19 protein-coding genes and 2 tRNA genes are annotated in these 23,087 nt (G+C 59.3%); 14 read left to right on the plus strand and 7 right to left on the minus strand.

The genetic code is table 11. The features are described from left to right. Window positions 1-15: 15 nt before the first annotated feature. The 5 genes from dapF (at window position 16) to H8K20_RS00670 (ending at window position 5,925) form a co-directional block, all read left to right on the plus strand. Window positions 16-855 carry a diaminopimelate epimerase gene (dapF, locus tag H8K20_RS00650; RefSeq protein ID WP_186487165.1) on the plus strand — a complete coding sequence of 280 codons (840 nt, stop codon included), beginning with the start codon at window positions 16-18 and terminating at the stop codon, window positions 853-855. A gap of 59 nt (window positions 856-914) precedes the next feature. Beyond that, window positions 915-2,525: a CTP synthase gene (locus tag H8K20_RS00655; protein ID WP_105203245.1), complete on the plus strand. Its 1,611-nt coding sequence runs from the start codon at window positions 915-917 to the stop codon at window positions 2,523-2,525. A gap of 75 nt (window positions 2,526-2,600) precedes the next feature. Continuing rightward, the gene (locus tag H8K20_RS00660) at window positions 2,601-3,803 is read left to right on the plus strand and encodes an LL-diaminopimelate aminotransferase (RefSeq protein ID WP_186487166.1); all 1,203 of its coding nucleotides are present in this window, start codon (window positions 2,601-2,603) and stop codon (window positions 3,801-3,803) included. A gap of 149 nt (window positions 3,804-3,952) precedes the next feature. Continuing rightward, window positions 3,953-5,467: a glycerol kinase GlpK gene (gene glpK / locus H8K20_RS00665; protein WP_105203247.1), complete on the plus strand. Its 1,515-nt coding sequence runs from the start codon at window positions 3,953-3,955 to the stop codon at window positions 5,465-5,467. 125 nt (window positions 5,468-5,592) lie between these two features. Next, window positions 5,593-5,925, plus strand: coding sequence for a helix-turn-helix domain-containing protein (locus H8K20_RS00670; RefSeq protein ID WP_105203248.1), 333 nt, complete (start codon window positions 5,593-5,595; stop codon window positions 5,923-5,925). A gap of 90 nt (window positions 5,926-6,015) precedes the next feature. On the opposite strand, the gene H8K20_RS00675 is transcribed toward H8K20_RS00670, so the two are convergent. Together H8K20_RS00675 and H8K20_RS00680 are read right to left on the minus strand one after the other, a co-directional pair. Next, window positions 6,016-7,182 (minus strand): amidohydrolase, encoded by a 1,167-nt coding sequence (locus H8K20_RS00675; RefSeq protein WP_186487167.1) that lies wholly within the window; start codon window positions 7,180-7,182, stop codon window positions 6,016-6,018. Between the two features lie 252 nt (window positions 7,183-7,434). Beyond that, window positions 7,435-8,064 (minus strand): DUF6198 family protein, encoded by a 630-nt coding sequence (locus tag H8K20_RS00680; RefSeq protein ID WP_154866090.1) that lies wholly within the window; start codon window positions 8,062-8,064, stop codon window positions 7,435-7,437. A gap of 233 nt (window positions 8,065-8,297) precedes the next feature. On the opposite strand from H8K20_RS00680, the gene H8K20_RS00685 reads away from it, so the two are divergent. Beyond that, window positions 8,298-9,656 (plus strand): hypothetical protein, encoded by a 1,359-nt coding sequence (locus tag H8K20_RS00685; RefSeq protein ID WP_186487168.1) that lies wholly within the window; start codon window positions 8,298-8,300, stop codon window positions 9,654-9,656. Window positions 9,657-9,728: 72 nt separating this feature from the next. Here the strand turns inward: H8K20_RS00685 and H8K20_RS00690 are convergent, their stop codons facing one another. Next, entirely contained in the window at window positions 9,729-10,325 is a 597-nt protein-coding gene (locus tag H8K20_RS00690) for a GNAT family N-acetyltransferase (RefSeq protein WP_186487169.1), read from the minus strand. A gap of 188 nt (window positions 10,326-10,513) precedes the next feature. Between H8K20_RS00690 and H8K20_RS00695 the strand changes: the two genes are divergently transcribed. Together H8K20_RS00695 and H8K20_RS00700 are read left to right on the plus strand one after the other, a co-directional pair. Continuing rightward, window positions 10,514-11,749, plus strand: a complete 1,236-nt coding sequence (locus tag H8K20_RS00695; protein ID WP_186487170.1) for an MFS transporter — start codon at window positions 10,514-10,516, stop codon at window positions 11,747-11,749. A 35-nt stretch (window positions 11,750-11,784) separates the two neighbouring features. Further along, window positions 11,785-13,104 (plus strand): MATE family efflux transporter, encoded by a 1,320-nt coding sequence (locus tag H8K20_RS00700; RefSeq protein ID WP_407938503.1) that lies wholly within the window; start codon window positions 11,785-11,787, stop codon window positions 13,102-13,104. Window positions 13,105-13,180: 76 nt separating this feature from the next. Here H8K20_RS00700 and H8K20_RS00705 read toward each other — a convergent pair whose 3' ends face one another. After that, window positions 13,181-14,320 (minus strand): PfkB family carbohydrate kinase, encoded by a 1,140-nt coding sequence (locus H8K20_RS00705; RefSeq protein ID WP_186487172.1) that lies wholly within the window; start codon window positions 14,318-14,320, stop codon window positions 13,181-13,183. 234 nt (window positions 14,321-14,554) lie between these two features. On the opposite strand from H8K20_RS00705, the gene H8K20_RS00710 reads away from it, so the two are divergent. The 5 genes from H8K20_RS00710 to H8K20_RS00730 all read left to right on the plus strand — a co-directional run bounded on the left by H8K20_RS00710 (window position 14,555) and on the right by H8K20_RS00730 (window position 18,067). Beyond that, window positions 14,555-15,721: a mandelate racemase/muconate lactonizing enzyme family protein gene (locus H8K20_RS00710; protein WP_186487173.1), complete on the plus strand. Its 1,167-nt coding sequence runs from the start codon at window positions 14,555-14,557 to the stop codon at window positions 15,719-15,721. A 13-nt stretch (window positions 15,722-15,734) separates the two neighbouring features. Next, the gene (locus H8K20_RS00715) at window positions 15,735-16,709 is read left to right on the plus strand and encodes a PfkB family carbohydrate kinase (protein ID WP_186487175.1); all 975 of its coding nucleotides are present in this window, start codon (window positions 15,735-15,737) and stop codon (window positions 16,707-16,709) included. A gap of 30 nt (window positions 16,710-16,739) precedes the next feature. Continuing rightward, a complete protein-coding gene (locus tag H8K20_RS00720) occupies window positions 16,740-17,657 on the plus strand; it encodes a pseudouridine-5'-phosphate glycosidase (RefSeq protein ID WP_105203259.1) in 918 nt (305 codons plus the stop codon). Window positions 17,658-17,851: 194 nt separating this feature from the next. Further along, window positions 17,852-17,938 (plus strand) — tRNA-Ser (locus H8K20_RS00725). 38 nt (window positions 17,939-17,976) lie between these two features. Further along, window positions 17,977-18,067, plus strand: a tRNA-Ser gene (locus H8K20_RS00730). A gap of 269 nt (window positions 18,068-18,336) precedes the next feature. On the opposite strand, the gene H8K20_RS00735 is transcribed toward H8K20_RS00730, so the two are convergent. From H8K20_RS00735 to H8K20_RS00745, 3 genes are all read right to left on the minus strand, one after another. Continuing rightward, window positions 18,337-19,734: a hypothetical protein gene (locus H8K20_RS00735; RefSeq protein WP_186487177.1), complete on the minus strand. Its 1,398-nt coding sequence runs from the start codon at window positions 19,732-19,734 to the stop codon at window positions 18,337-18,339. 230 nt (window positions 19,735-19,964) lie between these two features. Next, a complete protein-coding gene (locus H8K20_RS00740; RefSeq protein ID WP_186487179.1) occupies window positions 19,965-21,362 on the minus strand; it encodes an MATE family efflux transporter in 1,398 nt (465 codons plus the stop codon). A 276-nt stretch (window positions 21,363-21,638) separates the two neighbouring features. Further along, the gene (locus H8K20_RS00745) at window positions 21,639-22,397 is read right to left on the minus strand and encodes a hypothetical protein (RefSeq protein WP_186487181.1); all 759 of its coding nucleotides are present in this window, start codon (window positions 22,395-22,397) and stop codon (window positions 21,639-21,641) included. Window positions 22,398-22,601: 204 nt separating this feature from the next. On the opposite strand from H8K20_RS00745, the gene H8K20_RS00750 reads away from it, so the two are divergent. Continuing rightward, window positions 22,602-23,027: a DUF2871 domain-containing protein gene (locus H8K20_RS00750; RefSeq protein WP_178089766.1), complete on the plus strand. Its 426-nt coding sequence runs from the start codon at window positions 22,602-22,604 to the stop codon at window positions 23,025-23,027. Window positions 23,028-23,087: the final 60 nt, after the last annotated feature.

The following is a 23,087-nucleotide window of genomic DNA, read 5'->3' on the forward strand; positions in this document are numbered from 1 at the left end:
AGGAGGGAAGCGACCATGCAGCTGCCGTTTGTCAAAATGCACGGCTGTGGCAACGACTATATCTATTTCGATTGTCTGAAACACACAGTGCCAAAACCGGCATCGCTGGCCAAACAGCTGTCCGATCGCCACTTTGGCATCGGCGGCGACGGCATCGTGCTCATCTGTCCCTCTTCTGTGGCCGCCGCCCGCATGCGCATGTATAACGCCGACGGCAGTGAGGGGAAAATGTGCGGCAACGCCATCCGCTGTGTGGGCAAATACCTCTACGACAGCGGCTACTGCAAAAAGCGGCAGATTACAGTCGAGACCGCCAGCGGTATAAAGACACTGCAGATGCAGATCGCCGGTTCTAGAGCGGTGGGGGCCACCGTCGATATGGGCCCCCCAGTCTGGCGGCCCGAGCAGATCCCGGTCGATCTGCCCGGTGCACGGGTAGTGGGCACGCCGGTCAAGGTGGGGGGCCGCCGGTACGAGATCACCTGCCTCTCTATGGGCAACCCCCACTGCGTGGTGTTCTTGCCCGCCGTCGAGCAGCTCGATCTGGTCTCGCTGGGACGAGATTTCGAGCGCAGCGGGCTGTTCCCGCAGGGCGTCAACACCGAGTTCGTGCAGGTGCTGGGGCCTGACCAGCTGCGCATGCGGGTACACGAGCGGGGCAGCGGCGAAACGCTGGCCTGCGGCACCGGCGCCTGTGCGGCGGTGTGTGCGGCGGTGGCCGCCGGCCTGTGCGCCCGCAATACCGAGGTACAGGTGCAGCTGCGCGGCGGCGCGCTCACCGTGCGCTATGCGCCCGAGACGGTGTATATGACCGGCCCGGCAGAAGTGGCTTTCACCGGCACCGCAGAGGTATGAGCCGGTGCCCCACCGTCCAATATAACAAAGAGCCAAGCAGGCAGGGAGGAAAAGAGAAGATGGAGACAAAGTATATTTTCGTGACCGGCGGCGTGGTTTCCGGCCTGGGCAAAGGCATCACCGCCGCCTCGTTGGGCCGGCTGCTCAAGGCGCGAGGCCTGCAGGTGGCCGCCCAAAAGCTCGACCCCTATATAAATGTAGATCCCGGCACCATGAGTCCCTATCAGCACGGGGAGGTGTTCGTCACCGAAGACGGGGCCGAGACCGATCTCGACCTGGGCCACTACGAGCGGTTTATCGATGAGGACCTCAATCGCTTTTCCAATCTCACCACCGGCAAGGTGTACTGGAACGTGCTCAACAAGGAGCGCCGTGGCCAGTACCTGGGTGAGACTGTGCAGGTCATCCCCCACATCACCTCCGAGATCAAAGATTTTATCTACGCGGTAGGCCGCTCCTCATCGGCCGATGTGGTCATCACCGAGATCGGCGGCACCATCGGCGATATCGAGAGTCAGCCCTTTTTAGAGGCCATTCGCCAGGTCTCACTGGAGGTGGGGCCGCAAAACAGCCTGTTCATCCACGTCACACTGGTACCCTACCTGCGGTCCTCCGGCGAGCACAAGTCAAAGCCCACCCAGCACTCGGTCAAACAGCTCATGGGGGTGGGTATCCTGCCCGGGGTCATCGTATTGCGCTCCGACGAGCCGCTGGGCCCCGGTATCAAAGAGAAGATATCGCTGTTTTGCAATGTCGAGCCCGACTGCGTGCTCGAAAACGTCACGCTGCCCCACCTCTACCAGGCCCCCATCATGCTCGAGCAGCAGCATTTTTCCGACATCGTCTGCCGCAAACTGCACATCACCGCGCCGGCCCCCGATCTGGGCGACTGGCAGCAGATGTTAGACCGCATCGCAGCCCGCTGCGAAAAGGTCACCATCGCCCTGGTGGGCAAATACATCAAGCTGCATGATGCGTACCTCTCGGTCGTCGAGGCGCTGGCTCATGCCGGTTACGAAAATGCCGCTGAGGTCGAGATACGCTGGCTGGAGGCCGAGGAGATAACCGACCGCACCGCCGGTGAAAAGCTGCGGGGCTGCGACGGCATCCTGGTGCCCGGCGGCTTCGGCGACCGGGGTATCGAGGGGATGGTCGCCGCCGCCAAATACGCCCGCAAAAACAACATCCCCTACCTGGGCATCTGTCTGGGTATGCAGATCGCCGCCATCGAATTTGCCCGCCATGTGCTGCAGCTCGACGGGGCCAACTCCAGCGAGTTTTACCCCGATGGCCCTCACTCGGTCATCGATCTCATGCCCGACCAGCACGGCGACCTGCCCAAAGGCGGCACTATGCGTCTGGGCGCCTATCCCTGCCAGCTCTCGCCCGGCAGTCAGCTCATGCGCGCCTACGGCCAGCAGCTCATCAGCGAGCGCCACCGCCACCGGTACGAGTTCGCTAACCACTACCGCGAACAGTACGAGTCGGCCGGTATGCTCATTACCGGTACCTCGCCCGACGGCCGCCTGGTCGAGGCCGTCGAGATCCCCGCCCACCCGTTTTACGTAGGGGTGCAGTTCCACCCCGAATTTAAGAGCCGCCCCAACCACGCCCACCCCATTTTTCGCGCCTTTGTCGAGGCGGCCCTACGCCGACAAAAAGCACGGTAGCATACAGTAAACAGCAAACAGCACATGCCCTGCGGGCCGGAGCCCGCCTACATATACCGCAGAGAGGGGAGCAACATGAAACTCAACCAGGGATACCGCCATCTACAAAACAGCTACTTCTTTTCCTCTATTGTCAAAAAGACCGAGGACTACCGCGCCCAAGATCCCAAAGCCGATATCATTCGTCTGGGTGTGGGCGATGTGAGTATCCCCCTGTGCCCGGCGGTGGTGCACGCCATGCAGCAAGCGGTACAAGAGATGGGCCGCAAAGGCACTTTTCACGGTTACGGGCCCGAGCAGGGGTACGACTTTTTGCGCAGCGCCATAAGGGGCTACTACCGCCGCTACGGGGTGCGGCTCGAGATGGACGAGATCTTTGTCAGCGACGGGGCCAACAGCGATCTGGGCAACATTCTCGATCTGTTCGACCGCGATAACACCGTCCTCATCCCAAACCCGGTATATCCGGTGTACGAGGACACCAACATCATGGCTGGCCGCAAGATCCTCTACATGCACGCCAGTGAGCAAAATGGCTTTTTACCGCTGCCGGACAAGAGCATACAGGCCGATATCATCTACCTGTGTTCGCCCGGCAATCCCACCGGGGCGGTCTATTCCCGCGCGCAACTCGAAAAATGGGTGGATTACGCCAACGACATGGGTGCTATCATCATCTTCGACGCCGCCTACGAGTCGTTCATCGCCACCCCCGACCTGCCCCACAGCATCTTCGAGATCCGCGGGGCCAAGACCTGTGCCATCGAGATCTGTTCGCTGTCAAAAACGGCGGGCTTTACCGGCACCCGCTGTGGCTATACGGTGGTGCCCCGCCGATTGGTACGTGAGGGGCTGGAGCTGCGGCGCATGTGGCTGCGCCGGCAGACCACCAAATTTAACGGCGTCTCCTACATCGTGCAGCGCGGGGCCGAGGCGGTATTCTCTCCCGAGGGGATCGAGCAGACCCGCTCGGCCATCGCCTACTACCGCGAAAACGGCCGCATCATCAAGAACGCGCTCGAAGAGCTCGGCATCTGGCACGTGGGCGGCGAGCACTCGCCGTACGTATGGCTCAAGTGTCCCAGCGGTATGGGCTCCTGGGCGTATTTCGAGTATCTGCTGCACACCTGCCACATCGTCAGCACGCCGGGGGCCGGTTTTGGCAGCAGCGGTGAGGGTTATCTGCGGCTTTCCTCCTTTGCCGGCCGCGACGATACGGTCCGCGCTATGGAGCGCTTTATACAAAAGGGGATACCCGGGCAAAGCGCGGGACAGTGAAAATAGACCGGGCAGACAGCCGATCGGCTGCCTGCCCGGTCTATCTATATAGGCGGCGTTGTACAGAACATAGGGATTTGCATAAATCACGGTTTGTAGTATACTGATTATACGAAACATACAAGTTGTGACGATTTGGGGGAAAGCATATGGAGCAGTATATCATGGCTCTGGATCAGGGGACCACCAGTTCGCGCTGCATCCTGTTTGACCGTCAGGGCCGAGTGTGCAGTGTGGCCCAAAAGGAGTATCGGCAGATCTACCCCCAGCCGGGCTGGGTGGAGCACGATCCCATGGATATCTGGTCCACACAGGTCGGTGTGGCGGGGGAGGCACTCTATAAGATCGGCGCCCAGAGCGAGCAGATCGCCGCCATCGGCATCACCAACCAGCGCGAGAGCACCATCGTCTGGGACCGCCAGACCGGCGAGCCGGTTTATAATGCCATCGTCTGGCAGTGCCGCCGCACCGCCGACTACTGCGCCCAGCTCGAACAAGACGGCTGCGGCGAGATGATCCGCCGCAAGACCGGCCTGCCCATCGACCCCTATTTTTCCGGTACCAAGATCCGCTGGATACTCGAAAACGTGCCCGGCGCCCGCGAGCGGGCCCAGCGGGGCGAGCTGCTGTTCGGCACTGTCGACAGCTGGCTCATCTGGCGGCTGTCGGGCAAAAAGGTGCATGTGACCGACTACTCCAACGCCTCGCGCACCATGCTTTTTGACATCCACACTCTGCAGTGGGACCCCGAGATACTGGCGCTGCTGGACATTCCCGCCAGCATGCTGCCGCAGCCAAAGCCCTCCAGCTGGGTCTACGGCCACACCGACCCGCGCATCTTCGGCGGCAAGATCCCCATCGCCGGTGCCGCGGGCGACCAGCAGGCGGCGCTGTTTGGGCAGGCCTGCTTTGCCGGCGGCGACGCCAAAAACACCTACGGCACCGGCTGCTTTTTGCTGATGAATACCGGCGAGAGACCGGTGGCCTCACAAAACGGGCTCATCACCACCGTCGCCTGGGGGCTCGGCGACCGGGTCACCTATGCGCTGGAGGGCTCTATCTTTGTGGGCGGCGCAGTGGTACAGTGGCTGCGCGACGAGATGAAACTGGTCGAATCCGCCGCCGACACCGCCTATTTTGCCTCCAAGGTCGAGGACACCGGCGGGGTGTATCTGGTGCCGGCCTTCACCGGCCTGGGCGCCCCCCACTGGGACCCCTATGCCCGCGGGGCCATCGTCGGCATCACCCGCGGCACCGGCAAAAACCACATCATCCGCGCCGCGCTCGAGTCTATCGCCTACCAGGTGCACGACGTGCTGCAGGCTATGGAAGCCGATAGCGGCATGCACTTAAGCCAGCTAAAAGTAGATGGCGGCGCCTCGCAAAACGACTTTTTGCTCCAGTTCCAGGCCGATGTGCTGGCCCGCCCCATCTGCCGCCCTACCTGTACCGAGACCACGGCCCTGGGTGCGGCCTACCTGGCCGGCCTGGCAGTCGGCTACTGGAAAAACGAGCAGGAGATCGTGCGCAACTGGCAGGTCCAGCGCAGCTTTTACCCCGCTATGGAGCCCGAGCGGCGGCAAAAGCTGTTGACCGGCTGGCAGCGGGCGGTAGGCCGCTCTCTGCAGTGGGAAAATAAACAGCAGCCGAAAACAAAAACATAGAAATTGCGATATATGCGACAAATTTCGCCATGTCTCTACAAAAAATGCGTCTATGATAGAGAGGCAGGAAATGTCGCCCGGGGCAGCGCTCTGTACCCGCCCATGATCACCGAGAAGGGAGCACTATGCAAACACTCAAAAACCGCGTCGGAAGAAACATCAAATCGCTGCGCAAGACCCGCGATCTCACCCAGGAAGACCTGGCCTATCGAGCCAAGATCGAACCGCGCCGCATCAGTCTGATCGAGTCGGGTAAGGCCAATCCCACCCTGGATACCATGTATCGGCTGGCCACTGCGCTGGGGGTAGATGCCAGTATTCTGTTTGGACGCAACCTCACTTTTGAGTGGGATGCCCGGGAGGAGCGCATTATGGACGAGTACCGCCAGATGAGCGAAAAAGACCGCCTGTTCATCGAGACCACCATCACCCACCTGCTGGAAAAAGATCCCGACTAATATCAAGATCGGTCATCCAGCCGGCAGCAAGTGTTCGATATCTGCGAGCGGGGCGGCACCAAAGTGCCGCCCCGCTCTTTTAGATATACTTTAAAACTTGGCCAAAAAATCTACTGCGAACTGGGCATACAGTGCCGCCCCGGTGATCAGTGCGTCCTCATCCATCTGGAATTTTTCATGGTGGTGGGGGTAGGTAGAACCCTTTTCCTCGCTGCGGATGCCCACAAATGCCAGGCAGCCCGGTACCTCTTGCAGGTAGTACGAGAAGTCCTCGCCGCCGGTGATGCGCTCAAAGTGGTACAGTGCCTTTTCGCCGCACAGCGCACGCACCGCATCGGCGGCAATGGCCGAGCAGGTCTCGTCGTTTACGGTGGGCCCCAGCAGCGGGGTGTAGTCTAGCCGGGCGGTGGCGCCGTAAGTCATAGCGGTAGAGGTGGCGATCTGCTCGATCATGGCCGGGAAATCCCGGCATATCTCGCTGCTAAAGGTGCGGGTAGTGCCGGTCAGCTTGGCCTCGCCGGCCAGCACGTTCCAGCGGCTGCCCCCCTCCACGGTGCCCACCGTCACTACCGCCGACTCCAGCGGGTCGGTGCGGCGGCTGGCGATCTGCTGCAGGTTCATTACCACCGCTGCTGCCGCCAGCACCGCATCCGCGCCCTGATGGGGCATCGAGCCGTGCCCGCTCTTGCCGGTGATAGTCAGTTCAAACCGGTCGGCCGAGGCCATGCGCGGCCCGGCCTCTACCGAGATCTTGCCGGTGGGGATATCCGACCACAGGTGGATGCCAAAGCAGCCATCCACCCCTTCCAGCGCCCCGGCGGCGATCATCGCCTTGGCCCCCAGCCCTACCTCTTCGCCGGGCTGAAAAAACAGTTTCACCGTGCCGGCCAGCTGCTCCTCTACCTCCTGCAGAAGTTTGGCCGCCGTCAGCAGCATGGCCATGTGGCCGTCGTGGCCGCAGGCGTGCATCATGCCCGGCTGCTGCGAACAAAAATCGAGTCCGGTCTCCTCGGTCACGGTCAGGGCGTCCATGTCGGCCCGCAGCATCACCGTCTTGCCGTCGCCCCGGCCCAGGGTAGCCACCACGCCGGTGCCCGCCACCACCTGGTGGCGGATCCCCATATCCCGCAGCTCCTGGCAGATCTTAGCGCAGGTCCAGGTCTCCTGCATGCTCGCCTCGGGGTGCTGGTGAAAGGTGCGGCGCATGGCTACGGCATAGTCGCTGTAGGCGGGGGCGATCTCTTTAATGGTCTTCATAAGGTCTCCTTTGTCTAACGGTAAGCGCCGCAGCGGGCGTCAAAGTAAGCAGAGTATTATGCTACAGTATACGGGATGCTGCCGCCGCTGTAAATCACCGGCAGCGATTTTTTCCCACCCGCACAAAATGTGGCGCCAAACAGAAAAAGAAATCGTCTATTCGCAGGAGAAATACCTGCCAGTTCTGTCCTTTTTTAGCCGGTAAAAAAGCCACCAGCCGCTGTCGGCTGATGGCTTTCGATATCGATACTTCTATAGCGGTTGGTCACATTCGGCCGCTGCCGGCTCCTTTTTGCCCACGGTCTGTACTTTGCCGATCAAAAATGAGCTGATCGTCACTGTGATCAGCGAGTAGGCGATGCGCCCCAGCGGAATGTAGCTCAGCGACAGCAGCAGCACCGCCAAGTCGGTAGACAGGTAACAGCGCGAGATGGGCCAGCGCAGCTTTTTAGCCAGCACCATGGCCAGCGCGTCGTCGCCGCCGCAGGCGCCGCCCACCCGCACGGCCAGGCCCACGCCCACCCCTACAAATACGGCGCCAAGCACTGCTGCCACCAGCGGGTGTGCCGACAGGTCCGGCAGCAGCGGGGGAAACATCTCGTACACCCCGTACGAGAGCGCAAACGAGCAGGTAGCCACCAGCGAGTAGCGGGCGAACGCGCCGCCCAACACCTTGTAGCCGACGGCATAGCAGATGATGTCCATCACCAGTTCACCCACCGCCGGCGAAATACCAAACCAGCGGTCTAGCAGCAGGGTCATGCCCAAAACGCCGCCCTCGGTAATACCCGCCTGGCGGTGCACATTATAAATGCCGAAAGCCAAGATCGCGGCCCCCAGCATGATCGTCAAATAATTTTTCCACTCCCGGCGGAAGTTCATGCCCGTACTCCTTTTCGGTGGTATAGCGGGCAGAAGTCTCCCGCCCGCCACGATTGTAGCACAGCGGCATGATAAAGTCAAATGGTCCCATATCATACTTTTTCTCTGTGCCAAGCGTTATTTTTCCCCTCTGCACGCAGCTGAGCACAAAAATATGCGCCGCCGTATTGCGCGGCACCGCGTATGCGCGCTATAGTAAGAGAAACTATGATAGTGAGAGAGGCGGCAGAGAGATGATGAGACGATACGGGGTAGAATACGAGTTGGGTGTGCCCGATCCACAGCTGCGGCGGCTGGGCGACGCGGTGGGCCTGCAGGCGGCGGTGGGCACCGGCAGTCAGCCGGCAGTGAGCGATTTCGACGCGCTGCGGCCCTGGAGCGGCCTGCGCCGCTGTAATCTGTCCGACGACGGCCGGGTGCTCGCCTATGCCGGTCAACCGGCGTACCGGGATGACGGCACCGGCGGCCAGGTGATGGTCGAGATCCCGCGCTTTTACCAGCTCTACGAGCAGAGAGATGGCTGTGCCCGCTGGTGGGTGTCGCCCGACCCGGTGCCCGGTTACCGGCTGTCACCGGCGTTCGTGCGGCCCGACGGCACACAGCGCAGCGCGGTGTATGTGGGGGCGTACCTCTGCTGCGACGACGAAAAAGACGGCGTCGCCACCGTGTCCAGCCGCGCCGGCGGCTATGGCCGCATCCGCACCGACCGCCCCACCTGGCGCGCGCTCTGCCGCCGCGGCCCCGGCTGGGAGATGGGCGATATCACCTATCTCTGCGACCTGCTGCAGCCGCTGTTTGTGGTGGAGTTCGCCACCTTAAACGGCCAGTCGGTGCTGCGGGGCATCTGCGATATGCCCTACAGTGACCGCTGGCCCATCGAACAGGTGGCCGATGGCGGTCGCCAGCTGTGGGTCAATGCCGACTATGCCTGTCAGTTCGTGCTGGGTCAGGGGGTAGCTGTGGGGCCTCAGTTGGGCGACAACGCCGCCATCCCCCACGCCACCGTCACCGCCATTGAACAAAAGCCGCAGGGTCTCTGCCGTGTCACCCTAGACTGCGGCGGCCCGGCCGCACCGGGCATGCTGCTATATACCTCAGTCTGGAAAAACGGGGGTGCCGACGGGGTGGCGGCTTCCTCCGGCTCCCTCTACGGCCCGTCGAGCGGCCGGTCGCCCATCGTGTACCGGGGCATCGAAAATCCCTACGGCAACACCTGGGAGTGGCTCGACGGCGTCAACATCGCCGATCGGCAGGCCTATGTGTGTACCGACCCCCGCCATTACGACGATATCACCACCACCGGCCCCTACCAAAAGGTGGCCTACCGCAATGCGGCCGAGGACGAGTCCTACATCACCGCCCAGGGGTACGACCCGGCACTGCCCTCTGCCCGCTTTCCCACCGCCTGTACCGGCGGCAGCGCCAGTACCTATTACAGCGACTGCTACTGGCAGCGCCCGGGCCTGCGGGCCGTCATTTTTGGCGGCAGCTGGTATAATGGCAGCTATGCCGGCCCATTTTGCTTTAGCGGCTGGAGCGCCAGCGACATGATCCACGTCAATACCAGCGCCCGGCTGTACTACCGCGGCTAGGTAAAGCGGCTTTCATCCATCAAAAAGGCCCTGTCGGCAAATGTGCTTGCCGGCAGGGCTTTTTCGCTATTTTTACTGCTGTATGCAGCGCCCGTCGGCCGGCGGCGCATGTCTCCATATCGCCACTTTTTGGTCGTATAGGGCGGGGTCTACCATCGCCCGGTAGCTTGCCTCCACCTCTACAAGAAGCGTCTCGTCGTCGGCATCGCCGGCACAGGGCAGGTATAAAATGTAGTAATTTACCCCAAACAGCCGGGTGTATACACCGGTGTAGCGGCAGCCGCCCCGCTGATAAAAGCGTATGCGTCGGCCTGCCTGCTGGGGGTCAGGGGCGCTCTGCGGCTGCTCCACCTCAAAAAATATGCCCTGCAGGTCGGCCATCTGTCGGCGCAGGTCGGCCAGCAGCTGGCCGCCTATCCCGCCGCCGCGCATCTGGGGCACTACGGCAAAGTAATCTAAAAAGCCAAAACGGCGCCCCGGCAGCACCGACAGCAGTGCGTAGCCGCACAGCGTATCTTCCCGGTAAAAGCCCACCACCCGGTAAATGCCCCGGTCCACCGCCCGGTGGATCTGCCCCAAAGGCTTGCGCTCGTCGGGGGGAAAATCCCGGCACAGGTGCTCCTGGTACAACTGGTCGATCTGTTCGCCCCGCAGCGATCTGCTCTGCATAGTTCCTCCTCGTGTCACAGGTGTGTAGTACAAAATAAGACCATATAGATCTTGCTAGTGATGATACCACAGCGCACCGCTGTCGTCAACTGCCCAGCTGACAGCTGGAAGAAGTTGTGCTATACTTATATTTTATGGGAGAAAATCAGCGTATTTGCGCAGTTTGCGCGTGAAAGAGGGGATTTTTCATGTCCACATCAGGCACTGCCGCCTCCCGGCGGATGACGGCCCACTACGCCGGCTTACAGGGCACCTATTGGATGGTATTCTGCGCCATCCTCAGTTTTGCCTCGGTCTTTTTGCTCTCGCGAGACTTTGACAACACCCAGATCGGCGTAGTGCTGGCACTGGCCAACGCCTTTGGCGCCCTGCTGCAACCGGCAGTGGCCGCGCTGGCCGACCGCGCCCGCAAGGTGCCGCTGCGGCACATCGTGGCGCTGGTGGCCTTTATCACCGCGGCGCTCTCGGGGGTGCTGCTCATCATCCCTCACACCTTCTATATCACCATGGCTCTGTTTTGCCTGGTAGGTACGCTCATGTTCGTCATCCAGCCCCTGCTCAACGCCTTGGGCTTCGTGTACGAAAAGCTGGGTATCACCATCGACTTTGGCATCGCCCGCGGGGTGGGCTCGGTGGCGTTTGCCGCCGCCTCTTATCTGCTGGGGCTGCTGGTGGCCCGCTTTGGGGCCGATGTGCTGCCGGTCACTTTTATGGCCCTGTACCTGCTCATCATGGTGCTGGCACTGGCCTTCCGGGCGCCGGGCCGTCCGGCCGCCGCCGCGTCCCCCCAGCAGGCCGCCACTGTCCCGCCGCAGTCCGGCGGGCTGCTGCACTTCTTTAAAAAATACCCCGCTTTTACCGCCTTTATGTTGGGCTGCACCTGTGTGTTCATCTTCCACACCATGCTCAATAACTTCTTGCTGCAGATCGTCACCTATATGGGCGGAGCCGAGACCCAGTTCAGCAGCGCGCTTACGCTGGCGGCAGTGCTGGAGCTGCCGGCTATGCTGCTGTTCTCGCGGCTGGTAAAGCGGGTGCGCTGCGACACGCTCATGCGGGTGTCACTGGTGTTTTTCCTGCTCAAAGCCGCCACCTTGGCGCTGGCCGGCAGCGTGGCGGGGGTCTATGTCAGCCAGTGCTGCCAGATCGGCGCCTATGCGCTGTTCATACCCGCCTCGGTCTACTATGCCAACGACCTGATGGAAGAGCCCGACAAGGTCAAAGGACAGGCGGTCATGACGGTGACCAACACGCTGGGCGGTGTGTTCGGCTCGCTTTTGGGTGGCTGGCTCATCGACCAGTTCGGCATCCGCATCATGCTGTACTGCGGGGTGGGCATCACCCTGCTGGGGGTGCTGGTGTCTAATATCTTTATCCAGCGCACCGGCCGTCCCCACCAGCCCGCGGCCGATACCGCCGCCTAAAAGCACATTACGAAAGAGGGTCCTGCTGCTCCATGCTGTTTTCTAATCGCGATTTAAAAAAGCTTATCCTGCCGCTGCTGGTCGAACAGCTGCTGGCCGTGTCGGTGGGCATGATCGATATCATCATGGTCTCCAGCGTCGGCGAAACGGCTGTCTCCGGCGTCTCGCTGGTCGATACCATCGGCGTGCTCATCATCTATATGCTCTCGGCGCTGGCCACCGGCGGCGCCGTCATCTCCGCCCAACACCTGGGCCGCAAAGATAACGACGGCGCCAACATGGCCGCCAATCAGCTGCTGCTCTCCACAACGGTGCTGTCGATCGTCATCATGGCCGCCGCCCTGCTGGCCCGCCGCCCGCTCCTAAATCTCATCTTCGGCAACGTCGAACCGGCCATCATGCAGGATGCGCTCACCTACTTTCAGATCACCGCTCTGTCCTATCCGTTTTTGGCCATCTATAATAGCTGCGCCGCCCTGTACCGGTCCATGGGCAACTCCAAGGTCTCCATGAAGACCTCTATCCTCATGAACGGCATCAACATCGTCGGCAACGCCATCTGCGTGTACGGCCTGCACATGGGGGTGGCCGGGGTGGCTTGGCCCACACTGCTGTCGCGGGCAGTGGCGGCGCTCTGTATGCTGCTGCTCATCAAAAACCCACAAAACACCATCCATATCGACGAGCACTTTCGCCTGGGCTTTCATCCGGCGGTCATCCGCAAGATCTTTAGTATCGGCATCCCCAACGGGCTGGAAAACGCCATGTTCCAGCTGGGCAAGATCCTGGTGGCCAGCCTCATCGCCACCTTCGGCACCACCGCTATCGCCGCCAATGCCGTCTCCAACACGGTGGCCACTTTTCAGATCATCCCCGGCTCAGCCATCGGTCTGGCGGTCATCACCGTAGTGGGTCAATGCGCCGGTGCGGGCGATTACCAGCAGGCCCGCCACTACACCAAAAAACTGCTCAAGGTCACCCATCTGGGCCTCTTGGGTCTCAATCTGCTCATCGTGCTCGTCATGCCGTTTATCCTAAAGCTCTACAGTCTGTCCAGAGCCACCGGCGAGCTGGCCAGGCAAATACTCGTCTTCCACGCTGTGGCCTGTACGGTCATCTGGCCCTCGGCCTTTATTTTGCCCAATGCGCTGCGGGCTTCCAGTGATATCAAGTTCACCATGGTCACCTCCATCCTCTCCATGTGGCTGTGCCGCATCGCCATGAGCTACGTGCTGGGCAAATACCTGGGTCTGGGCGTGTTCGGGGTATGGGTAGCCATGGTTCTCGATTGGGTGGTGCGCGCCATCTGCTTTTGGGTGCGCTACCGAGGCGCAAAATGGCAGCACCAGGTCTAGCGGCACAAATTGCATATACAGGCGTAAAAAAGAGAGGGGCGGTCCCCTGTACCGCCCCTCTCTTTTTGCGCGTTTTTTACGCCCACGCGGTCTGGAAAAAGCGCCCGCCGCCTTTTTCCAGCTGCTGATTTACCAGCGGCAGGCAAAAACTCTCACCGCCCCCGCTCTGCAGCGCCGCCTCTCGGCAGGCCGCCAAAAAGCGCATCGTCTCCCTCTCGTCCAGACCGCGGTCGCAGCTGTACACCAGTCCGGCCATCACCGCATCGCGGTAAAAGGTGTAGCCCGCCGTACGTCCCACTGCCGGTGCATAAACGGTACAGCCGGCACCGTCTGCCAGGCACAGCGTGCCGTCGGGCAGCGGCAGCACCGCCCGACGAGCGCCCATTTGCATTAGTTGTCGGGCCAGCTCCCGCACGACGCCCAAGTCGCTGCCGTCTGTCCGCTCGGCCCCGGCGGCGATACAGGCGATCTCCGGCGGTATGAGCACGGTGTGAAAGCGGTCCAGCAACCCGATATATACCCCGGTGCGAGAGTAGGAGGTGGCGTGTAAAAACAGCGGTCTGTCACCCCACGCCGCCGTCAGGTAGCTCAGGGTCTCGGCACTCAGCTTGTCCTCGATAACGATCTGCGCCGCTTGGCTCAACACCGGTGCCTGCTGGCGCAAAAATCCCGGCGTGATCTGCTGGGCGATGTTGCGCGAGCGCAGCCCGGTGAGCACCTGCTGACCGCCGGGGTCCTGCACCTCCACGATGAGCGAGGTGCTGGCCCCCTCCAGAACCAGCGAGCTGTCAGTCACAATGCCCTGATCGCGGCACTCCTGCAAAATACTGCGGCCAAAAATGTCGCCGGCGATTGCGGCGATCATCCGCGGCGCACAGCCTAACCGCACCAGCAGTTCCGACACATTTTTGGCACAGCCGCCGTAGCGTACCGCCACCCGGCTGTCCTCAAAAATACGGCCGGCACACAGTGGTTCCGCCAGGTCTTGGGGCTGGGGCGTGGCGATAATATCCATATTTACCGCCCCGACCACCAGCGGGTAGCGCTCCCGGGCAATAATATAACCCCGCCCCCGCAAGATACCCTTTTTGGTCATGTTGTTGATGTATACCGATACCGATGAGCGGGTGATGCCCAGCATATCGGCGATCTGGTTCTGCGAGATCGTGGGGTCCTTCTCAATAATATGCAGGATCTCCGTCTCTCTGTCTGTCATGTCATACACCTCAGTATCGATAGCCGTCCCCACCGGGCCGCCCCATTTCTGCTTTCAGTATAGCATGTTTGGTCCCGAACAGCCAACTATAGCTGTCTTTGGCCGACCATTTGTGTACCTGCTGCAAAAGGGAAGAGAAATGTTGGCGGTTCTGGCGCTTGACAGTAGCGTATGCTGTGCTAATATAGTAATTGCTTATTAAAACCAGCAGATGCTGTAGTAGGAGGGGCTTTTATGCAGGTGCAAAAGATCGACCTGTTTCGGCTCGACTGTGCAGATACGCTCTGCCCGGTGGGCTGCCGGGTGTACACCGATACTGGCCTCTTTGGCGACGGTGAAGCTGCCCTCGGCTACGGGCGCGGCAGCTTCGCCGCGCTGGGGGCCCTGCGCGATCTGGCGCCGCTGGTACTAAAGGCCGGCCCACTGGCTCACGAGCAGGTGTGGGAGCGGCTGTACCGGCACAGCTTTTGGGCACAAAACGGCGGCCCGGCAGTGTTCGCTGCGATCTCCGCTATCGATATGGCTCTGTGGGATATCCGCGGCAAATACTTTGGTGTGCCGGTGTGGCAGCTGCTGGGCGGTGTCAAGCGACCGCTGCGGGCCTATGCCTCCCAGCTGCAGACCGGTTGGAAGTCCCACCGTCAGAGCGCCCGCACCCCGCAGCAGTACGCCGAGAACGCGCTGGCAGCGCTGGAGGACGGCTATACCGCCCTGAAGATAGATTTTTTAGAGATCGCGCCCGACGGCGGCCTTTTTGACCGCCGTGCGCTGCACGGTCCGCTGTCCCGATCTGTGGTGCGCCTGTTTTACGATCGGGTGGCGGCGGTGCGGCGGGCGGTGGGAGAGGAGATCGACCTCATCATCGAAAATCACGGCAACACCGATACGCCGGCCGCTGTCCAACTGGCCCAGGCGGTGCGCGAGCTGGGCATCTGGTTTTTAGAGGAGGGAAATACCCCCACCCCCCAACTGCTGCGCCAGCTGCACGCCGGGGCCGGGCTGCCCATCGCCCACGGCGAGCGCATCTACACCCGCTGGCAGTACGCCACCTACCTGGCCGATGGCTCGATCCAGATCATCCAGCCCGATATCGGCACTGCCGGCGGCATTACCGAGGTCAAAAAGATCTGCGATATGGCGGCGACCAGCGATGTGGCAGTGCAGCTGCATGTCTGCGGCACCGGTCTCTCCACCGCCGCCGCCCTCCAGCTAGAGGCAGCGCTGCCAAACTTTTTGGTCCACGAGCACCACATCCTGCAAGAGCGCCCTCAAAACAGGGCGCTCACCCTGCACCCGGCGTCGCCGGTACAGGGGGCGTTTTTGCCGCCCGATCGCCCGGGCCTGGGTGACAGCTGGTCGCCGCTGGCCATGGCCGACGGCCTGCACTACACCGTACAGTAAAGGGGAGAGCATAGTGAGCATAGTGAGCACAGTGAGCACAGCGAGTTACATACTGGGTATCGGGGCTGCCAACGTCGATGTCAGCGGGCGCCCGCACAGCAGCCCCGTCCTGCGCGATTCCAACATGGGGCAGGTACACACCGCGGTGGGGGGCGTCACCCACAATATTCTGGCCAATCTGGCGCTGCTGGGGGCTGGGGTGCAGCAGCTCTCAGCGGTGGGGGACGATCTCTATGGCCGCGCTGTGCTGGCCGACTTGCGCGCCCGCGGCATCGATAGCCAGCAGGTGGCGGTGTTGCCGGCGTGCCACACCGCCACCCACCTGGTGGTGCTCGACGAGCAGGGCGATATGCTGGTGGCAGTCTCCGATCTGTCCATTTACCGCCAGCTGGGCCCAGAACTGCTCACCGCCGCTCAGCGCGATATCGAGCGCGCCGATTGGCTGGTCTGTGACGGCAGCCTTCCCGAGGCACTCATGGCCGTTATCTCCCGGCAAATAGCCCCCCAAAAACCAGTACTGTGGGACCCGGTCTCCACCCAAAACGCCCGCCGCCTGCGGCCCTATCTAAACGGTCTGCATACCGTCACCCCCAATGTCTACGAGCTGGCGGCGCTTACCGGGCTGCCGGTTGGCGATCGCCGTCAGCTGCAGTTGGCAGCCCAGCGCCTGTTAGATGCCGGGGTACAGGCGGTGGTGGTCACGCTGGGCGCGCGCGGCTGTTACTACTGCGACCGCGCTGGAAACAGTCTGTTTCGCCATCTGCCGCCAGCCAAACAGGTACGCAGCGCAGTGGGCGCCGGCGATGCCTTTGCCGCCGGTCTCCTGTGGGGATACTGCCAAAAAAGCGCGCCGACGCAGTGTCTCGATATGGCTCTGGCCGCCGGACTGCTGGCCACGCAGCACCCCGATACCGTCAACCCGCACATGAGCCTCACCGCACTGCAGGCGCTGCTGCGGGCGCCGGCTGTAACCAGCTGTAATAGATAGCCACCGCTTTACAAATAAAGGAGGAAAAACATGAATCGCTATCTGCAAATGAGCACCGAAGTCCAGTCCGCCCTCAAAAACGGCGAGCCGGTGGTGGCACTGGAATCCACCATCCTGAGCCACGGGATGCCCAGCCCCGAAAACGCCGCCTTTGCCCTCGAGATCGAGCAGATCGTGCGCGGGGCCGGGGCCGTGCCGGCGACCACTGCGGTCATCGATGGCCAGCTGCGCGCGGGCCTCACCCGTGACGAGCTGCTCTATATGTGCCAGACAAAAGAAAATCAAATCGGCAAGGTCAGCCGCCGCGACCTGCCCACCTACGCCGCCATCGGCCGGGCCGGCGCCACCACCGTGTCGGCCACCATGGTCATTGCCAAAATGGCCGGTATCCGCTTTTTTGTCACCGGCGGTATCGGCGGCGTGCACCGTGGCGCCAGCCAGAGTTTCGACATCTCCGCCGACCTGCAAGAGTTGGCTCACACCGATGTGGCGGTCGTCAGCTCCGGCGCCAAATCGATCCTCGATCTAAAGCTCACACTGGAGTACCTCGAGACCTTTGGCGTGCCGGTCATCGGCTACGGCACCAGCGAGTTCCCGGCCTTTTTCAGTCGCACCAGCCATCTTCCACTCGACTATGCTGTCGCTAGTGCCGAAGAGGCGGCCCGTATCGCCAAGACAAAGTGGTCTATGGGCCTGAGCGGTGGGCTGCTCATCGCCAATCCCATCCCCGCACCGTACGCCGTCGACTACGACGAGATGGAAGTGGTCATCACCCGCGCCGTCGAGCAGTGCCGCCAGCAGGGGGTCAGCGGCAAGGAGTCCACACCGTTTATCCTGCGGGCTATCAAGCAGATGACCGGCGGCCGCTCTTTTGTCCAGCTCTCCGAAATGGTCAAGGCAAACGCCGTCGTGGGCGCTCAGGTCGCCCGCGCATACGCCGCACTCTGATCCTGCCAGAACCAAAAGAGAAGAGCCTTTTAGGCTCTTCTCTTTTGGCGCAGACGGCGGTCCGACACCGCAGCGGTGTAAAATCGCCACAACTGGGCAGAGTATAGACAGGGGGCCAAAGGCGCTTAAAAAAACCCCGGAAATAGTTGACAGAAAAATGCCGGTATGCTATTATAATGTCTGTTACTTGCGATGGAGAGGTGTCCGAGCGGTTTAAGGAGCTGGTCTTGAAAACCAGTGACTCGCAAGAGCCGTGGGTTCGAATCCCACCCTCTCCGCCAGCCGATCCTAATAAAATAGCCCCTGTTCCTTTGACTTTGGAGATGTACTCAAGAGGTCGAAGAGGCGCCCCTGCTAAGGGTGTAGGGCGGGAAACCGTCGCGAGGGTTCAAATCCCTCCATCTCCGCCAAACCTGCGGTCCGCATTTTGCGACCGCAGGTTTTTTCTATCTTATAACTGCTGTAAAAAAAGAGAGACCGATACGCCTGACGCGTGCCTGTCTCTCTTTTTGCTTTTTAGCTATATGAAAGTAGATCATTTATGATCTCAACACCGGGCAACTGCCAGATCACAAGGTATCTTTTGGCGGATAAAAGTCCATATACCCGACCGGCTCCGCCTTCTCTGGGCGCAGCCACAGTACGCAGGGCCTATCAAGGGTTTAAATTCAAATCTGGCTTATAGTATCCCGGCAAGAGTCATCTTATAACCAGATAGTGCCTGCGTGTAACTCTGGGCGTTTTTGCCGATCTTTTGCGGGTCATAGTCGCACATGCTAAAGATACCGGCGTAGTATACCACAACTTTTTCTAAGTTTGCCCGCAAAAAGTCCATCGGCTCCTGCTTCCAACGAATAACAGAATGGCCGTCGACAACGGCGTTTTCCATCAGTGCCTGCAATCCGTAAACCAGTGGGGCAATAAAACCGTCGGGGCTCAGTGTCTCAACCGTTTTGGCGGTAAACGGCACCTTTTTTTCACGGCGGTTTTCATTTAATCTCTTTACCGCAGTAATACGGCCATAACTCCCACCGGCAAAATTGTAAAATTTGGGAAACATCTCATAAATGTAATCGTATAGCTTCGGGAGCTGGACGGCAACTTCAAAGGCAGACAAAACCTCCGGGTTGAACAGCTCTCGCCTGTAGTCACTGTCTACCTCCAGAGTAACTTCAGGCGAGCTCATCAGCCGCTCAAACTGGCTCAGACAACTGCCCTTAGCCGAATATATTTTTTGCGGAGATACGGGCTCAACGGTTCTGCCGTCGCAATCTCTCACCGGGTTGATCAAACTCAGCGGAATCCAGGCCAGTGCAACGAGGTCCTGCACCTTCACTTCACCACCGTCGTTTGTCTTCCACTCAATTCGGCGGTTCACGTCGGCATCATAGCTCTCCATCAGGCTTTTCAGGGTATCAAAATACCCGCGCTGGTTGGCCTTGGCCGATACCTGCAGCTGCACATTGTTATTTCGCGCCGCGCAAATTTCAAGCAGGTCGCTCTTGAATGATTCCACACAGCCGCCGTCCTCTGCGTCCCGGGGAACCAGTAGCTCAATAGGTACGAAAAAGTTTAGCGCATCATTATCGGGTTCTCGGCGCAACATATCCAGGTACTCGTCAACAATGTCGCGGTTTTTTTGCCACAGCTCTTTAAACACATCCCAGGTTTTGGTGTTTCGGGGTAAAGGGATTCCTTTATGCTGCATGGCTCTATTTAATATATACAGGCCAATTGCCAACGTATTGTGGCCGCCATCTAAAATCCCTTCTATTTCAGGGCTCTCCGGGGTGATCCTTATGCGATTTCTCTCCAGCCGATCGTACCGCGAAGACGCCAACAAAACACCTTTGGTCTTGAATGGAAATACCCGAGGGTCATTTTCAATAGATTCCTGTATGGCATCGGTAACCGGTCCGGTTTTTGCAGAGCGCGGATTGGCCTCTAGGTCCAGCGCGTCGATAATAGAGATTAAAAATCTGGCTCTGGTAAGACCGACAATCTTGGTGATCTCGCCAACCGTCTGTTCCCCCGAACAATCGAACTTGATAATAATACTCGGCTTTTTGATAGGCATTTGTCTCTCCTTTTCCCAGGTGGAACGCCCCGAAAATAAAAAGGGCTAACACACAGGTTAGCCCTCGAAAATCGTACAACGCAATTATTTCCAGAGCCTGTCCAGGCATATATTTTTCCGTCCGCTGTCCAGCAGACAAGTACACTTTAACACATGGGAATAATCTTGTAAAGTATATATAAAATTTTATAGAGATAGTTTGATTTGAGTATATTATGTCAGGAGTTGTTTTACTCTGCCGTTACACGAACCGGGTCCGGGGCGGTTTCGCGTTTGGCCTCTCTCTTTTTAAGCACCCGTTTCATGGCCAGCAAATACACGATCATAGACACCAGCGGCCCAAAAAAGTCCGAGATCGGCTCGGCATAAAACGCCGCCTGTGCCCCCCATATAACGGGCAGCGCAAACAGGGCGGCAAAATAGACCAGCTTGCGCCAAAACGAGAGCGGCAGCGAAAAGCGCACCTGCCCAATGGCCGTAAACCCGTCGACGATCTCGTACTGAATACCCAGCGGCAAAAGTGATAGCGTACATACGCGAATAGCCCACAGTGCTTTTTGTGCCACAGCCGCATCGCTGGTAAACAGCCGTACAAACCACTGTCCGCACAGCCAAGCTACCGCCGTCATGCACACCGTATAGGTCAGGCACAGTAAAAATATCTTGCGCTGTGCCGCTCGCACCCGGTCTATCTGCTGTGCCCCGTAGTTGTAGCTCAAAATGGCCTGGGTGCCGCCGCTGATCCCGCTCAAAGGCATGGTCACCACCAGCATAAAACTCTGGGCGATGGTGGCACAGGTCACCAAAACATCCCCCTGTACCGCGCCCCCATACCGCTGCAAAACTGTATTCATGGCAATGATCATCATGTTGTCCACAGCTATAATAGCAAACGGTGTAAGGCCGATGACGAGCACCCGCCGTATCACCTGCCAGCTGTACCCGCCAAAGCTGATAGATACCATCGGCCGCTGCCCAAATAAAAAGGCGAGCACAAAACAGCAGCTGGCCAGCTGCGACAAAACGGTGGCGATCGCCGCTCCGGCCACCCCCATATCCAGGGCAAAAATAAAGATCGGGTCTAAAACGATATTTAATACGGCGCCCAATATCACCGCGCACATGGCGATCTTGGCAAAACCCTGACAGATGATGAACTGGCTCATACCGGTGGCCAGCAGAGCAAACAGCGTGCCGGCAATATACACTGAAAAATAGCTGTCGGCATAGGGGATCGTCGCCTTGCTGGCGCCAAAAAACAGCAGCATCGGCCGCTTTACCAAAAACAGCACCGCCATAAGTACCAGCGAGAGCACACACAGCATCATAAAGCAGTTGGCGAGTATCGCCTTGGCTTTAGCCTGTTTTCCCTCACCCAGCCGAATGCTCATCAGCGGGGCACCGCCAATGCCCACCAGCGAGGCCACCGACCCGATCATGGTGATCACCGGGCCGCACACACCCACCCCGGCCAGGGCCAGCTCTCCCACTCCGGCAATGTTGCCGATGTACATGCGGTCGACGATGCTGTATAAAACGTTGACGAACTGCGCCAGCATACTGGGCAGCGCAATGCGCAGCACCAGCTTGCCGATGGGGTCTTTGCCAAGATCATTTTCCTGTCGCATAACTACCTCTTCTACCGTCTGAATTGCAGCTTATCTCAATACGCGCTTTATATTATACGAACTTATTAAAAAAACACAAGAAAAACTTTTTATCGATATAAAATCGTGCGCTACAGACCCCGTGCAGTGCACAATAAACAGCAAACAGAAAACAGCACTCGCTTTTTTACATGCCGGTCCACAGCGCGGCTGCGGTACTTTTTCCCGCGTAAAAACATTGCGCTGTCAATCAAAAAAGAGACATCGCCAAGTGCGACGTCTCTTTTTTAGTTGAGCTTATGCATGCACCTGGCCGGGGCAGGCTTTCTGCCCGAAGCGCCGTACCTGCCCAGCCAGGTCCGCACCATTTTCGCGCATCTGCGGCAGGCGGCGGGCATTGGCGCCCGATGGGTGGGGCAGCCCCCGCAGGCAGGTGATGTTGGTGCGCCCCAACTCGCCGATGATGCGCTGGGCTTCTTCTTCCACTACTTTGCCCAGGGGAATGAGTAGCACCGGCTCGCGGTACACATTGAGCTCGGCGGTAAAAAATGCATCTAGGTATTTTTTCAGCAGCGGTTGGCGCATAGAAGGGTTGTATCCGGTATAGTTTTTTCCCCGTACAAATACCGGGTAGGGCAGCAGCGAAGTAGTGTGCAGCAGCCCATCTACACAGGTAAACAGTTGTGCACAGCTTTCCAGCGCCAAAATGTCCTGCAGGCCGATCTCGTCGAGCATGTGTATCAGGTTGGTGCGCATAGTACCGGCAAAGCGCGCCTCTTTTTTACAGGCTTTTAAGATCTCCTCCTGGGGCCAGTTTTCAGCCAATCCCTGCCTGGCGGTGCGAAAGGCGATCTCGGTCTGGGTCCAGCCGGGGCATATGCCCACGATGACGATCTTGGCGTTGGGGTTTTGGTAGGCGTTGTGGGGTGCGTAATAGATCTCTACCTGGCCGCTGCGCTCCAGCAAAAAGGTCTCGGTCAAAAGCTCTTTTTTAGTTAAAATTCGCCCCAAAGGTAAGTTTTTGATGGCGTTTTCATAATTTGTTAACATATTCATTGGGCGGTCTCCCACTTTTAAATGGCTATACAGCACGGCGCCTAACGGCAGCTGCATATTTTTTTTGACTTCTGTATCCCATTATAGCACACATGAATGGCTCAGGTTGACAGACTTGTAGGTGCACTTTATAATATACAATATTCGTATGGTTTATTGCGCGCAACATTTTTTTCGGGCTCCGCCCGAAATGGAGGTCTAACTGTGAAAAAATACATCAATACCGCTTTTATTTATGCTGTAGCCGGGCTGGCCAGCGGCGTATTTTACCGGGAATTCACCAAGTTTTCCGGCTTTTCCGGTCGCACGGCACTGTCGTTTGTGCACCTGCATCTGCTGGTGCTGGGAATGTTGCTATTTCTGTTGGTGGCACTGTTTGTCGCCAGCACGGATGTTTCCCAACAAAAGGGTTTTGCGCTGTTTTACCGGCTCTACAACATCGGTCTGCCACTGACGGCGGTCACGCTCCTCGGGCGGGGTGTGGTGCAGGTGCGGGGTGTTGCCTTATCCAAGGCTTTTGATGCGGCACTTTCAGGGGTGGCGGGTATCGGCCACATCTTGTTGGGCACGGGTCTGGTACTGCTGTTTTGCTGCCTGCGCCGCAGCCGTTCCGCTCATCTCACCGCATAAATACGGCAATAAAAAGAGAGCACTGCCCCATGCAGTGCTCTCTTTACTATTTTTTAAAGT

This window comes from Neobittarella massiliensis (ex Bilen et al. 2018), from assembly GCF_014269355.1.
Lineage (GTDB): Bacteria > Bacillota > Clostridia > Oscillospirales > Ruminococcaceae > Neobittarella > Neobittarella massiliensis.

Coding starts and splice junctions, on each gene's coding strand:
- dapF (WP_186487165.1), top strand. CDS start 16: ATGCAGCTGCCGTTTGTCAAAATGCACGGCTGTGGCAACGACTATATC.
- H8K20_RS00655 (WP_105203245.1), top strand. CDS start 915: ATGGAGACAAAGTATATTTTCGTGACCGGCGGCGTGGTTTCCGGCCTG.
- H8K20_RS00660 (WP_186487166.1), top strand. CDS start 2,601: ATGAAACTCAACCAGGGATACCGCCATCTACAAAACAGCTACTTCTTT.
- glpK (WP_105203247.1), top strand. CDS start 3,953: ATGGAGCAGTATATCATGGCTCTGGATCAGGGGACCACCAGTTCGCGC.
- H8K20_RS00670 (WP_105203248.1), top strand. CDS start 5,593: ATGCAAACACTCAAAAACCGCGTCGGAAGAAACATCAAATCGCTGCGC.
- H8K20_RS00675 (WP_186487167.1), bottom strand. CDS start 7,182: ATGAAGACCATTAAAGAGATCGCCCCCGCCTACAGCGACTATGCCGTA.
- H8K20_RS00680 (WP_154866090.1), bottom strand. CDS start 8,064: ATGAACTTCCGCCGGGAGTGGAAAAATTATTTGACGATCATGCTGGGG.
- H8K20_RS00685 (WP_186487168.1), top strand. CDS start 8,298: ATGATGAGACGATACGGGGTAGAATACGAGTTGGGTGTGCCCGATCCA.
- H8K20_RS00690 (WP_186487169.1), bottom strand. CDS start 10,325: ATGCAGAGCAGATCGCTGCGGGGCGAACAGATCGACCAGTTGTACCAG.
- H8K20_RS00695 (WP_186487170.1), top strand. CDS start 10,514: ATGTCCACATCAGGCACTGCCGCCTCCCGGCGGATGACGGCCCACTAC.
- H8K20_RS00705 (WP_186487172.1), bottom strand. CDS start 14,320: ATGACAGACAGAGAGACGGAGATCCTGCATATTATTGAGAAGGACCCC.
- H8K20_RS00710 (WP_186487173.1), top strand. CDS start 14,555: ATGCAGGTGCAAAAGATCGACCTGTTTCGGCTCGACTGTGCAGATACG.
- H8K20_RS00720 (WP_105203259.1), top strand. CDS start 16,740: ATGAATCGCTATCTGCAAATGAGCACCGAAGTCCAGTCCGCCCTCAAA.
- H8K20_RS00735 (WP_186487177.1), bottom strand. CDS start 19,734: ATGCCTATCAAAAAGCCGAGTATTATTATCAAGTTCGATTGTTCGGGG.
- H8K20_RS00740 (WP_186487179.1), bottom strand. CDS start 21,362: ATGCGACAGGAAAATGATCTTGGCAAAGACCCCATCGGCAAGCTGGTG.
- H8K20_RS00745 (WP_186487181.1), bottom strand. CDS start 22,397: ATGAATATGTTAACAAATTATGAAAACGCCATCAAAAACTTACCTTTG.